The organism is Shewanella sp. H8 (assembly GCF_040285065.1).
Classification (GTDB): domain Bacteria; phylum Pseudomonadota; class Gammaproteobacteria; order Enterobacterales; family Shewanellaceae; genus Shewanella; species Shewanella polaris.
Genome location: NZ_CP157213.1, coordinates 2535055 through 2547342, shown reverse-complemented (window position 1 = coordinate 2547342; position 12288 = coordinate 2535055). Strand labels below are relative to the sequence as shown.

Below are 12288 nucleotides of genomic sequence, written 5' to 3'. Positions count from 1 at the left end.
ATTGCCTGTAAATTATTGATACGGCTAGAAACAAATAATGTCTCACAAAGTTAACATGTTCAAAGCATCAACATCTTGTTAACCTAAAGCTACCATTATATCGAAAACAACAACTCCATTGGTATTTACACCAATTGGTTGTTGCCGTTACTAGGGCTTGTTGATCTTTCTAGGTTTTTTTGCAGCGAATAGTTGTGCATTACTTAAACATGAGCAACAAGGCATAGGCTTGGTCGTGACGTTATCCTACATTAGAAGCCGATAACGCAGTAGAAAAGAAAACAGGCCCTAGCATCATTATTCTATTTATTTGAAGGAGCAAAAGATGACCAAAAAATGTCACGAAGTCGATTACGAGATCATTGGTTCAAGTATGCAACTGGTGGAAGTGGAACTCGACCCCAATGAGTCGGTGATTGCAGAAGCGGGTGCGATGACTTATATCGAAGAAGATATTTGTTTTGAAGCCAAAATGGGTGATGGATCTGAGCCTGAATCTGGTTTTTTTGGCAAGTTACTTGGCGCCGGTAAACGGGCTATTTCGGGTGAAGGCATTTTTATGACTCACTTTAGTAATGAAGGTCAAGGTAAACGCAAAGTGGCATTTGCCGCACCATTTCCTGGCACCATTTTGGCGATTGACTTGTCCGAGCACCAAGGCGAACTTATTTGCCAAAAAGACAGCTTTTTAGCGGCAGCCTTAGGTACACAAGTGAGCATGAAGTTTAATAAACGCTTAGGCACTGGTTTTTTTGGTGGTGAAGGTTTTATTTTGCAAAGCTTAAAAGGTGACGGTATGGCGTTTGTCCATGCAGGCGGCACTTTAATTAAAAAAGAGCTTCGGGGTGAAACATTGCGGGTCGACACTGGTTGCTTAGTGGGTTTTACCCCGGGAATAGATTATGACATTCAACGAGCCGGTTCATTAAAATCAATGGTATTTGGCGGCGAAGGTTTGTTTCTTGCGACCTTACAAGGCCATGGTACTGTGTGGTTACAAAGCTTACCGTTTTCTCGAATGGCTGACAGAATTATTGCTCATGCACCTTCTAGTGGTGGTAAAGATCAAGGTGAAGGTTCTGTCCTTGGTGGTATAGGCAGAATGATTAACTAACTTTATGTTGCCAAAACGAAGGCATTAATAATTAGTTTTTAATAAAAAGCCGACAACATAAAGTTGTCGGCTTTTTTATAAGATTTACATAATAAGATTAGCGCTATTATTAATAGGTCGGTTTGGCAATAACGGTTTGACCAATAGGGGTTAAACTTAATAAGGCCAGTTTCATGTGTTGTATTGCAAAAGGAATACCAATAATGGTGATAAAACAAGCCAATGCATGCACTAAGTGACCTATGGCCAACCAGATCCCAAAGAATAAAAACCACACAATGTTACCCACTAATCCCAATGTACCCGTGCCAATGTCTTCTTCGCCAGAAACGTGTTTACGGTTAACCGTTTCTTGTCCGAATGGCCAGAAAGCCAGTTCGCCAATAACAAAACATGCACGACCAAATGGGATGCCTATGATACTAATAAAGCATAATGCTCCTACAAACCACCAAGCGAGGCCCATAACAAATCCACCCATTAAAAACCAAGCAATATTAAAGATTAAGCGTAAAAGTGACATTTTCATTCCTATCAGTAGTCAATATTGATTAATATATAGCGATATCCATGCCATGTTTTTAAAGCATTGATTTTGTAGATTAAAGTATGGTTTTACCTACTTGATTTTCTTTGGTAGTTATCATTAATACAAATGAATCGATGAGATTTATCATTTTTTAGTTAAAATGCTCATATTACAGTTGATTGAGACAATTCATGTTTTCGATAAGCCCAGTACAAGCGATGAACTTTGCGGGACGCAACATCTACATTAAGCGAGATGATTTATTACATCCTGATTTTAGTGGTAATAAAGCACGTAAGTTTTATCATTTTTTACATCATGACTATTCGCATATTACTAAGCTAGTTGCGTCGGGATCTACACAGGCTAACTCATTATATTCAATGTCAGTGCTTGCTAGGCAGCAAGGTTGGACATTTGATTATTATGTCAGTCATATTAGCGACTTTTTATTGCAAAATCCGCAGGGTAATTATGCTGCCGCGGTACAAAATGGCGCTAATATTGTTGATATCGGCAATTTGGCTTATGCAGAAAATCTTACTGGTATGCATTTAAACGATGCGATGCAATATATTGTGTCATCAGATCCCATCTACGCTGATAAAAAGCATTTATTGTATATTCCAGAAGGTGGACGTTGTCAGTACGCCGAAACTGGGATCGAGCAACTGGCTGCTGAAATAATTCAATGGGCACAAGAACAACAGAAAAATAAGCTAATGGTATTTTTACCGTCTGGTACGGGGACTACTGCAGCATATTTAAATAAGCAATTAATTCAACAGCTCGCTCAATTATCAATAGTGGATGTATTTACTATAGAGGTCATAACTTGCAGTACTGTCGGGGGTGATGAATATTTACGTCAACAATTCTCAGTGTTAGTTGACGAAATATATTATCCAAAAATTATTAATGATGGTCATAAATATCATTTTGGAAAATTATCACGACGTTGTTTTGATATGTGGGAAAAAGTATGTCAGTCAGGAATTGAATTTGAATTATTGTACGATCCCGTTGGATTTTTAGTGTTACAACATTATTTAAATGAGAATGCTAACAGCACAACAGAAATTTTATATATACATCAGGGTGGGGTGTTAGGAAATAAAACAATGTTACCTAGATACCAACGAAAGTTTTCTCGGATAGTACAAACTTAGAATGAATGTTGGAAAGGTACACTACTTTTAAGTGGTTGATAAATTTGTGTTTAAGGTGTTTTGAGGTTTTATTTGAGAGTTAATACTGAGGAATTATTTAAGATTATGTTGATGAGTAAATTCATTTTACTCTGTTTTAATAAACATCCGGTAATTGAGAGGAGAATACCGAGAAATGAGTTTATTAAATAACAGAGTAAATGATTAACGCAAAGCGTTAGGGATCTTACTTATTGGCAGAGATTAACCATTTCATGAAGTTGATTGCTTCAATGCGCTTTGAAAATGTTTTTTTGTTTTTACCAAGGCTGTCGGTAAAAGCAATTGAGTTTTTATTTGACGAAATAGAATTAACTGGAAAGTTAACTGAAATATCGTGTCCATTCATGTTGTATGACATTGGTCACACTCCTTCTTGTATATTCACCATTTGGTGAGAAAATTGTTCAATAAAATATCCTTGGCATTTTTTAGTGTTGCAAAAGATTAATGTTTCGAGATTTAACTTAACCTATCTTTTACTCACTAATCAAGTGTTGTGATGTAAATAGTTGATTAAGGTTTATTTTATGTTAGCAACATTGATGTTACTTCATAACCTTAAGATACTTGATACACACTGAGCACTTAATTTTGTAAGTTGAACATAGTTTTATGACAGCAAGATTACGTGGGTATAACTTAAATCACCAACATAATTAATTGAAAATCAAAAACGATGTACAGAAGCTTGTCTTGGGTTTATTTACGAAGTGAAGTTGAGCAGACTTACAGGTAGGTAACCAAAATTAACAAGAAAACTAAATCTGTGTGGATAATATACTGAGTGTTTGCATATGGCAATAGTCTTTTTCAAATTTTAAGCAAATAAATACTGTTTTACCTTAAAATATGTCTCGGTGTGATTCATATCACTAATAAATACAGTCAATCGGGATGCTATTTATGCACATACATAGTAAAAAATTAACACGGATGATGAAGTCCTCATCATCCGTGTTCAAAGGTCATGGGTTAACGCGGTAAGCTATGCTATCGACTCAATTGATCAACCAGTTCTAATTCGTCAATACTTAACTGCAATTTATTACGTTAATTAAGCTAATGGCTAATACAGTAAATCGCCAATTGGATTGAGTAACTTACTGAATCCTTTAGTGAAGTATAAAGGCGCATCCACTATGGTGTAACACAAACACCCTTCAAGTGTTTTAGGTGAATGTTGATGCTCTTTATCAAGCAACATGAAATCACCAGGTTTATAAGTGTTATAACAATCACTGAATTCTCCAGCGAGTAGCAAGGTGAGTTCAGCCCCTTTGTGGGTATGTTCAGGAATTTCACCATTGGCAGCTATGTGTAACAAGCTTGCTCTTGCTTGTGGTTCTCCTGTATCGAGTCTTAAACGACTGACTTTGCCAATACCTTGCCACGATGCATTAATTTGTTTGCGAAATACCCGAGGTAGCGGGTAATGCTGACCTTTGATATTAACACTGTTATCTTTACTTTTTTCTTCACTATGTTTATCTGTATTAGGTTGCTCAATGTCTAACGTATCTAGGGTTGAACTCAATAATTGATTAAGTAATGCATCTAATTGGAGATCATTAATGTTGTCTGATTCAGGCATTATGACCGAGTCAAATTGTTGTACAGACATTGCAATGGTCATCTGATCAAGTTGTTGTTGGCAATGTGAGCAAAATTCGGCGTGGGCAGAAATCGCAATCGACATTGATAACGGCAATTCACCTTTTGCATGGAGAGACAGCAGATGCTGATCTGGGTGGTAATTAATCATAGTGTTTCTCCATAAAGCTTTTTAATTTTTCCAAACCTAGTCTAAGTCGAGACTTAACCGTGCCAATAGGAATATCAAGTTTGTCTGCTAATTCTTGTTGCGTGAGTTCTTGCATGTAAATACCTTGTACTACTTGGCGTTGTAGTGGTGGTAATTCTTTTACGTGCTGCAATAATGTCGAGGATAGTAAGAAATCATCATCTTTGTTTTCAGCTTCATCAGACTCAAATAATGGCCAAATATCATCACCAAATGAATCTTCGCGGTTATGTTGTACTTTACGAAGCATGTCAAAACATTGATTACGCATAATGGTAAAGACCCAAGTACTTACCGCGGCTTTATCGGCATTGTAAAGGTGTGCTCTGGTCCAAACTCGTGTCATCGTCTCTTGAACTAAATCTACGGCTAAACCTTGCTGGCTTAGGCGCTGAACGCCAAAAGAATTAATTTTGGGGCCAAAATGCGAAAAAAGTTTTGCAAAAGATGTTTTGCATCGATGGTTAGCCACTTGCATCATTAATGCTGCAAGTTCATCTGCCATTGGATTAGGTTCTTTTGATTTCATAGCACCGTTTCGTTTAATTAGGGATCTTTGTGCAAGATGACCCTTATCATAACGATTTTGTGCGCTTTGTAATTGAACATTTTCCATTATTTCACTCGCATTCAATAAATAAGTCATTGAGCATAAGTAATTTTGTCATTTATGCCGTGGCTAATCTCTGCTAAAACCTGATCTAAATTCTTTTAAAAAATAGTTAAAACAAGTTCGATTGGTTAGTTTATACGTGACATTCTTGTGTTCGGATCACTGCTGAGTATTATTTTATAATATCGATTAACAATGATTTAGCTAATTGATGGTCATGACTATTTATACACTGGTATTTTTCTTTTGAACTCAATGGGATAATTTCAAGCCAACGCTGGCATACCCAAGAAATATCATTAAAGTTTTCTTCAGTATAATGAGCGAGGTGTTGTGGATATTGTTGTAAAATTTGCTTCAACGTATTGCTAAGCACCTTATCTTTTTTATGCTCAATTGATGCTATTTGTGACTGCGATGTTTGTGGTTCAATGATATGGCTCGGCCAAGTGTCGATTAAACTAACGTCAGCACGCTTTAAACCGTCTGGTTCTATGGTGATTTGATCAATAGTGAAAGCTTGTTGCCCCTGAACACTGATACCGAGTAAACCGTCTTCAAGCGTTTCAAAGTCAATAATTTTAGTCAGTGTGCCTATGGGTAAAATGGTTTTATTATCGTCGGCCAACATGCATAAACCAAATCCAGTATCACTTTTGAGTGATTCAGACACCAATCGTTTGTATCTAGGTTCAAAAATACGTAATTGAGTATATCCCTGTGGTAATAAGCAGATGGTTAAAGGAAATAGTGGGATAAGCATAACTGCCTCTGTATGAATGTAATCAAATAATCTGAAGTGTTATACGTTCACAAGCGGATTATCGATCACCTTGTGCTGCAGTCTATACACCCAAAATCAGATTTTCAGGATCTACAACCCAAACAGATAATCTGATCATATCGTTGTCAGTTTCAGCATTAATGACAGCTGTTGTTGGCAATTTCCTTCTGTATAGATCGTAACCTGGAATGTTGAGTATTTTATCGATCAGCTGCTTAAGTGTTGTTTTGATGAGAGAGTTGAACCAATTGGAGTCTCTATCCTTGTAAAAGCAAAACAAATACACAGATGTGTAAAAATATATGTAAAGTACTATTTTGCTGACTATTTTGCTGATATTTTTATTTTTTGTGGCATAAGTCTTGGTTCGACACTGATAATTAATATTTTTTTAGTATAATCAGCTTTATTATTGTCAATACAGCTTTGATATTGCTGGTTTGTTTTAGGTGGAACTCATTCATGAGAAAAGTACTCGATACGGTTGATCAAAGAACTAAGTTAGTGGGCGAGAATCGTTTAGAACTATTGTTATTTCGCATTAACTCAACCCAGTTGTTTGCCATTAATGTATTTAAGGTAAAAGAAGTGGTTAAGTTACCGCCGTTAAGTTCCTTACCAGGCAGTAATCATAATATCTATGGTGTGGCTAATATTCGCGGCATATCAATTCCAGTAATCAATTTACGAGAAGCAATAGGCTTTTCGCCGATGCCTGTAACAGAAGACAGTAACTTGATTATTACCGAATACAATCGCAGCGTGCAGGGTTTTCTAGTCGGTAAAGTCGAGAATATTGTTAATATGACGTGGAGCGATATTATGCCGCCACCTAAATCGGCTGGAGGGCATAATTATTTAACGGCGATAACTCGTATTGAAGAAGAAGGACAAGCACGGTTAGTGTCTATCATTGATGTTGAAAAAGTGTTAGCAGAAATCATTGATTATGATGTGAAGATATCTGATGGTGTACTTGATGAATCACTTATCTCTTATATGCCTGGTCGTAAAATCCTCATCGTTGATGACTCTTCCACTGCTCGCAAACAAGTCAGAGACACATTGAGTCAGCTTGGACTTGAAATTATTGAAGCATCTGATGGGTTGCAAGCATTACGATTATTACAATCGTGGGCAGATGAAGGCCGAGATGTTACAGATGAATTATTAATGATGATTACCGATGCTGAAATGCCAGAAATGGATGGCTATAAGCTGACATCAGAAGTACGTCATGACCCTCGAATGGCGAAGCTATATATTACTCTCAATACCTCTTTAAGTGGAAGTTTCAATCAAGCAATGGTGGAAAAGGTTGGTTGTGATAAATTTATCTCTAAATTCCAACCTGATTTATTAGTGGGTGTAGTCCAAGAGCGTTTGCGTACTATTCTTGGCTAGACGTTGCTGAGTTTTTAGGGCTTTTCTTGGTCCATATCTTCGATTAGCTCATCAAGAATTTGTCGCTGATGCCCAGGAGTAATACCGATATTGATCCGAGCTATTTTTACGGCATGACCAAATTTTGCTTTGCCGAGTAAGGTAATCAACCGCTGTAAAAAACCACTGTCTAAAGACAATGTTTGGCTATAGTGACTAATGGCTTTTGTTAATGAAGTAAACAAAATACCGTCAAATTCAAAACCAGTTTGATATTGACTGACATCGCCTGCTATTTCGCCCTCGAGTAATACTCCATCAAGACTGAGAGGCCATCCCTGTGCATTGATTCTGCCTTGGGCTATTTGATACATCATCCAAGCACTTTTTTTGAAACCACCAAAAATCATACAATCAAATTCTGACTCTTCGAGTTCTTGTTTGGTCCAGTTAATGCCAATGGCTAAGTCTTTACGATATAGATGCATTAAATTGTCTTTGACCGCATCTCGACAATCCCAAATAGAGGTCAGCAGATTCTTTTTGGCTAACATATGGCATTCTTTACAAGCAGGAATACCTAGAGAGGGATGGGGGGTATGAGTCATTCTATAGTAATCAAAAATATGATTACTGGGTTCGTTACAAAACCAACATATGTGGCGTTTGTCAAAAGGAATATCAATCAGTGTAGGCATAGGCACTATAATATCAAAAAGCTGTTCAATGGCTGAACAGCTTAAGTAGTAAGATCAAATTAGTAATGATTATTCTTTTTCGAAATCAACTAATTCTTTGGCTAATACGATAGGATCAACCTCTTGGCATTCTTGATCAGCTTCCCAATCAACGCCAATTAATACACCATCATCATTTAAATCACTTACCCAGTATTCTAAAAAGTCGGTGAGTGTAATCGTCACCGCTTTATAGTCAGCCCATTCATCAGTGCAGTGGCTTGTTGCAGCTGCTTCGCTTGACCAAAGTGGCATAACATCAGTTTCTTCAAATTCAGATGAGTCGCATACAACCCAACCTTCACCAGTTTCATCCTGTAAGCCCCATAAGACTTGATGTTGTTTTACGTTTTCGATAAAGCTTGTTGGTGCTGCTGTCTGTTCAGTCATGATAAATCGCTTAAATGAGTGAGAATTAGTTTCATTATACGGACTCAATGAATAAGGAAAAGGCTTAATTAATGACAATTTTGTTTAATAAGATTTTAGCTGGGTAATTTAGCAGCATTTTTATTTTTAATGATGTATTTAGCATAAATAAACAGGGATTAATGTTACTAGCTCTTGTTTCCTGATGGGCGATGAGTCACGATATTCATCATTCATTTTGTCTTAATTAAGTGTTGTTTCATGACCAGAAAAAGCCGTGTTGCTGTATTTGTTGCTTCAATCATTTTATCTTGCACGGTGTTGAGTGCTTGTGCTGCTTCGGCGGCTCCTGCGACATCAACCCCTACAACGACTCTAACATCAACGCCGATACCCAAGGCTGCTGCTTTGGTCAAGATCGCCGACCCCATAATACCGACAGAAAGTTTTGCCCAATGTGTGGTGCGATTACAACAAAAAGCCAGGGATGCAGGGATTTCACAACACATTATAGATACTACGGTAGCAAACTTAAAATATGTCCCTCGAGTCATTGAGCTAGATAATCAACAGCCAGAGTTTACCACCACTTTTGGGGATTACTTTGATAAACGTGTGACCCCTTGGCGAGTCGAGCAAGGCCGAAAATTAATGGCTAAACATCATCAATTGCTAAGCCAATTAACCAAAGAATATGGCGTTCCTGGTCAGTATATTGTTGCTTTTTGGGGGCTTGAAACTAATTTTGGTGGTTACAAAGGCAGTATGCCAGTACTTAATTCACTTGCTACTTTGGCGTGCGACCCACGCAGAAGTGATTATTTTACTGGAGAACTATTACAAGCATTAAAATTGAAACAACAATACCAATTTGCTGACAGTAAAATGGTTGGTTCTTGGGCTGGCGCTATGGGCCACACTCAATTTATGCCAACTAACTATCGAAAATATGCCGTTGATGGTGATGGTGATGGTATTGCCGATTTATGGAACAGTGAGGTGGATGCATTAACCTCAGCAGCAAATTTTCTACAACACTTAGGTTGGAAAGCGGATGAACGGTGGGGGCGTGAAGTACTGTTGCCTGCTCATTATTCATTTGCTTATTTAGGCGGTAAGCAACCGTTGCCATTAGTGAAATGGCGTGAGCTGGATATAAAGAAATCCAATGGGCAACCACTTTCTACACCAGACATGCAGGCGGCATTGTATTTACCTGCTGGGCATACCGGACCTGCTTTCTTAGGATATGACAACTTTAACGTGATCATGCGTTGGAATCGTTCAGAATTTTATGCCATTGCAGTAGGGCATTTAGCCGACCGAATCAACGGTGGTGCAGCACTCACTCGTGCGGTACCTAAACAACCAAGATTAAGCCGGGAAATAGTAACGCAATTACAACAAAAGCTAAATAATGCAGGATTTGATGTCGGTAAGCCTGATGGTATTTTGGGCCGTAATTCAGTGTTAGGTTTACAAGCCTTTCAAAAGCAAAATGGGCTTATTGCAGACGGTTTCCCCGATCAACAAACATTTACTGCGTTAGGTATCAAACTATGATGCTCTCTAGTTAATGGGTACTTTTTTGTGGATGCATAAGCAGGCTTTTGTTAAGCTTCGGCAAATTTTTGAGTTAAGGAACAATAATGAGCATTAAAGACGATATGATAGTGCAGTTTAATTACACGCTACGTGATGAAAAAGGCGATGTGATTGAATCAAATGAAGGTCGTGAGCCGATTGCATATTTGCATGGTCATGACAACATGATGCCTGGTATCGAAGCTGCTATTAATGGTAAAGAAATCGGCGACAAGTTTACCATTACTCCTCCAGCAGCCGACACCTATGGTGAACGTCAAGCTGACGCTGAACAACGCGTATCAGTGAAACATCTTGTGGGCGCAAAGGTATGGAAACCTGGCATGGCAGCCGTTGTGAATACTGAGGAAGGCCAACGTCAAGTCACCATCATCAAAGTGGGTAAATTTATGGCAACGGTAGATGTTAATCATCCTCTATCGGGTCGTGAGTTAACATTCGATATTGAAGTTGTCGGTGCGCGTGATGCCTCTGATGAAGAAATTGCCCATGGTCATGCCCATGGTGCAGGCGGTCATCACCACTAATCTGTTTGATTGAACGACGGTTAATATTAATTAGAGCCGTAGTTTAGTTGATGTGTAAATCCCAAGTTTATACTTGGGATTTTTTGTTTCTATAGTGAGTTATTATGGTTATCGATTTTTCATTGGGTAAAATTATTGTCACTGTTCATGAGATTCAGTGCCGATTTCATGATAGTCAATTGGTGCTTGCTGCATCAGTCGATGATATTAGCTGTTTTCATCAAGGTTTAGTGGTTGTTGCAGATGCTGGCACAGTAAGGTGGAGCCTCAAGCTTGATAATCCGGTGCAATTAGAAGCGTTACTTGATCTCACAGGGATACATGCACAATAACTGTTTGTATTAATTTTATATGAACCAACCAACCTAACAAAGTATATTTAGGCTATAACCGTGCTAATCAAATAAAAGGCCATTAAATTAGGTTTTTTGTTTGGTTAAAATGCGTGAATAGTTCGATGTTAAAAATCAATTAACGTAAGATAACCAATAATATTGTTACTGTATTGATAGGATTGATGAATATGTCTACTCCGTTAGAAAAAATAGTGGTTGAACCACAATTTGCTGCTACTTCTTGTGTGATTTGGTTACATGGCTTAGGTGATTCTGGCGCGGGTTTTGCCCCTGTGGTGCCAGCATTAGGCCTCAATAGCCAGCATAGTATTCGCTTTATATTTCCCCACGCACCAGAACAAGCGGTGACAATAAATGGCGGTTTTGTGATGCGGTCATGGTATGACATTAAAAGCATGGATTTGCATGACCGTGCAGATCTACAAGGTGTTATGGCCTCAGAAAAAGCAATCCAGCAGTTAATTCTTGAACAAATAAACAGTGGTATCCCTGCAAATAAAATTATTTTGGCTGGGTTTAGCCAAGGTGGAGTCATGAGTTTGGTCACTGGATTGCGTTTTGATCAACAGCTTGCAGGCATCATGGCGCTTTCTTGTTATTTACCCGGTGGTGACAAATTACCTGAGCATCTTGCAGAGGCCAATCGTACGACGCCAATATTACAACATCACGGTGAGCAAGATGATGTTGTGCCGTTATATGCAGGCAAAATGGCAAATGATGCCCTCAATGCAGCGGGTTACAGTACCATTTGGAAAACCTTTCCGATGGCGCACAGTGTTTTACCTAATCAATTGACCGAAATAGGTCAATGGTTACAGCAAGTATTACGTTGATGTTAATTTAATGGCTGTTGGTAAAGCTTTTGTTGTTTTACTTAGAAAACAATCAGCCTTTTGGGTGCTTTAAGTAAATATCTATATAAATTTAATGGTTTAGTTGTTTAAATTCCGCTAAACCATTTTTTTAGTAGTTTAAACCTCACCCTGAACGTGTCACTGTTTTTAAATAAAGATAATACGTGTTGTAACTGCTTGTTAGTATTAAATTAAATGTCACATTTTGTTATAAATTCGTCACATATCCCCGCTATATTTTGCTATTATCTAGCCGGTAAAAATGAGAGTCTCTAATTTTCGGGATAATGTTTGCAGTTGCTTATGGTTAATTTAGATCATGGTTTTGTTGATACAGTGTCTTTGTTTTTTGTATTAAACCTCCTTCTTTAACCAAAAACTATTTTATCTCAAACAAATAAT

General features: G+C 37.9%; 14 protein-coding genes. 7 read left to right on the top strand and 7 right to left on the bottom strand.

What is annotated here, in order from left to right:
• Positions 1 to 325 precede the first annotated feature (325 nt).
• A complete protein-coding gene (locus ABIS04_RS11055; protein ID WP_350431090.1) occupies positions 326 to 1114 on the top strand; it encodes a TIGR00266 family protein in 789 nt (262 codons plus the stop codon).
• A gap of 109 nt (positions 1115 to 1223) precedes the next feature.
• On the opposite strand, the gene ABIS04_RS11050 is transcribed toward ABIS04_RS11055, so the two are convergent.
• The gene (locus ABIS04_RS11050; RefSeq protein ID WP_137226862.1) at positions 1224 to 1637 is read right to left on the bottom strand and encodes a YccF domain-containing protein; all 414 of its coding nucleotides are present in this window, start codon (positions 1635 to 1637) and stop codon (positions 1224 to 1226) included.
• Positions 1638 to 1834: 197 nt separating this feature from the next.
• On the opposite strand from ABIS04_RS11050, the gene ABIS04_RS11045 reads away from it, so the two are divergent.
• Positions 1835 to 2812: a 1-aminocyclopropane-1-carboxylate deaminase/D-cysteine desulfhydrase gene (locus ABIS04_RS11045; RefSeq protein ID WP_350431089.1), complete on the top strand. Its 978-nt coding sequence runs from the start codon at positions 1835 to 1837 to the stop codon at positions 2810 to 2812.
• Positions 2813 to 3038: 226 nt separating this feature from the next.
• Here ABIS04_RS11045 and ABIS04_RS11040 read toward each other — a convergent pair whose 3' ends face one another.
• The 4 genes from ABIS04_RS11040 to ABIS04_RS11025 form a co-directional block, all read right to left on the bottom strand.
• A complete protein-coding gene (locus ABIS04_RS11040; protein ID WP_167496011.1) occupies positions 3039 to 3212 on the bottom strand; it encodes a hypothetical protein in 174 nt (57 codons plus the stop codon).
• A 708-nt stretch (positions 3213 to 3920) separates the two neighbouring features.
• Positions 3921 to 4616, bottom strand: coding sequence for a ChrR family anti-sigma-E factor (locus tag ABIS04_RS11035; RefSeq protein WP_350431088.1), 696 nt, complete (start codon positions 4614 to 4616; stop codon positions 3921 to 3923).
• On the bottom strand, positions 4609 to 5271 hold the full coding sequence (locus ABIS04_RS11030) for a sigma-70 family RNA polymerase sigma factor (protein ID WP_350431087.1): 663 nt from the start codon (positions 5269 to 5271) through the stop codon (positions 4609 to 4611). Before ABIS04_RS11030 ends, ABIS04_RS11035 begins: the two co-directional genes overlap by 8 nt.
• A gap of 169 nt (positions 5272 to 5440) precedes the next feature.
• A complete protein-coding gene (locus ABIS04_RS11025) occupies positions 5441 to 6031 on the bottom strand; it encodes an LON peptidase substrate-binding domain-containing protein (protein WP_350431086.1) in 591 nt (196 codons plus the stop codon).
• Between the two features lie 483 nt (positions 6032 to 6514).
• Between ABIS04_RS11025 and ABIS04_RS11020 the strand changes: the two genes are divergently transcribed.
• Positions 6515 to 7456: a chemotaxis protein CheV gene (locus ABIS04_RS11020; RefSeq protein WP_137226867.1), complete on the top strand. Its 942-nt coding sequence runs from the start codon at positions 6515 to 6517 to the stop codon at positions 7454 to 7456.
• A gap of 14 nt (positions 7457 to 7470) precedes the next feature.
• Here ABIS04_RS11020 and ABIS04_RS11015 read toward each other — a convergent pair whose 3' ends face one another.
• A complete protein-coding gene (locus ABIS04_RS11015) occupies positions 7471 to 8133 on the bottom strand; it encodes a hypothetical protein (RefSeq protein WP_137226868.1) in 663 nt (220 codons plus the stop codon).
• A 69-nt stretch (positions 8134 to 8202) separates the two neighbouring features.
• On the bottom strand, positions 8203 to 8562 hold the full coding sequence (locus ABIS04_RS11010; RefSeq protein ID WP_137226869.1) for a DUF2750 domain-containing protein: 360 nt from the start codon (positions 8560 to 8562) through the stop codon (positions 8203 to 8205).
• Between the two features lie 240 nt (positions 8563 to 8802).
• On the opposite strand from ABIS04_RS11010, the gene ABIS04_RS11005 reads away from it, so the two are divergent.
• From ABIS04_RS11005 to ABIS04_RS10990, 4 genes are all read left to right on the top strand, one after another.
• Complete coding sequence (locus tag ABIS04_RS11005) at positions 8803 to 10104, top strand: lytic murein transglycosylase (protein ID WP_140234401.1); 1302 nt, start codon at positions 8803 to 8805, stop codon at positions 10102 to 10104.
• Positions 10105 to 10190: 86 nt separating this feature from the next.
• A complete protein-coding gene (locus tag ABIS04_RS11000) occupies positions 10191 to 10673 on the top strand; it encodes a peptidylprolyl isomerase (RefSeq protein WP_137226871.1) in 483 nt (160 codons plus the stop codon).
• Between the two features lie 104 nt (positions 10674 to 10777).
• Positions 10778 to 11005, top strand: a complete 228-nt coding sequence (locus ABIS04_RS10995; protein WP_350431085.1) for a DUF3389 domain-containing protein — start codon at positions 10778 to 10780, stop codon at positions 11003 to 11005.
• Positions 11006 to 11196: 191 nt separating this feature from the next.
• Positions 11197 to 11865: a dienelactone hydrolase family protein gene (locus ABIS04_RS10990; RefSeq protein WP_350431084.1), complete on the top strand. Its 669-nt coding sequence runs from the start codon at positions 11197 to 11199 to the stop codon at positions 11863 to 11865.
• The last annotated feature ends 423 nt before the right edge of the window (positions 11866 to 12288 follow it).

Excerpts from the sequence above, each read along its gene's own strand:
- ABIS04_RS11000 (WP_137226871.1), top strand. The coding sequence starts at position 10,191 with ATGAGCATTAAAGACGATATGATAGTGCAGTTTAATTACACGCTACGT.
- ABIS04_RS11020 (WP_137226867.1), top strand. The coding sequence starts at position 6,515 with ATGAGAAAAGTACTCGATACGGTTGATCAAAGAACTAAGTTAGTGGGC.
- ABIS04_RS11015 (WP_137226868.1), bottom strand. The coding sequence starts at position 8,133 with ATGCCTACACTGATTGATATTCCTTTTGACAAACGCCACATATGTTGG.
- ABIS04_RS11030 (WP_350431087.1), bottom strand. The coding sequence starts at position 5,271 with ATGGAAAATGTTCAATTACAAAGCGCACAAAATCGTTATGATAAGGGT.
- ABIS04_RS11025 (WP_350431086.1), bottom strand. The coding sequence starts at position 6,031 with ATGCTTATCCCACTATTTCCTTTAACCATCTGCTTATTACCACAGGGA.
- ABIS04_RS11035 (WP_350431088.1), bottom strand. The coding sequence starts at position 4,616 with ATGATTAATTACCACCCAGATCAGCATCTGCTGTCTCTCCATGCAAAA.
- ABIS04_RS11055 (WP_350431090.1), top strand. The coding sequence starts at position 326 with ATGACCAAAAAATGTCACGAAGTCGATTACGAGATCATTGGTTCAAGT.
- ABIS04_RS11005 (WP_140234401.1), top strand. The coding sequence starts at position 8,803 with ATGACCAGAAAAAGCCGTGTTGCTGTATTTGTTGCTTCAATCATTTTA.
- ABIS04_RS10995 (WP_350431085.1), top strand. The coding sequence starts at position 10,778 with ATGGTTATCGATTTTTCATTGGGTAAAATTATTGTCACTGTTCATGAG.
- ABIS04_RS10990 (WP_350431084.1), top strand. The coding sequence starts at position 11,197 with ATGTCTACTCCGTTAGAAAAAATAGTGGTTGAACCACAATTTGCTGCT.
- ABIS04_RS11050 (WP_137226862.1), bottom strand. The coding sequence starts at position 1,637 with ATGTCACTTTTACGCTTAATCTTTAATATTGCTTGGTTTTTAATGGGT.
- ABIS04_RS11040 (WP_167496011.1), bottom strand. The coding sequence starts at position 3,212 with ATGTCATACAACATGAATGGACACGATATTTCAGTTAACTTTCCAGTT.
- ABIS04_RS11045 (WP_350431089.1), top strand. The coding sequence starts at position 1,835 with ATGTTTTCGATAAGCCCAGTACAAGCGATGAACTTTGCGGGACGCAAC.
- ABIS04_RS11010 (WP_137226869.1), bottom strand. The coding sequence starts at position 8,562 with ATGACTGAACAGACAGCAGCACCAACAAGCTTTATCGAAAACGTAAAA.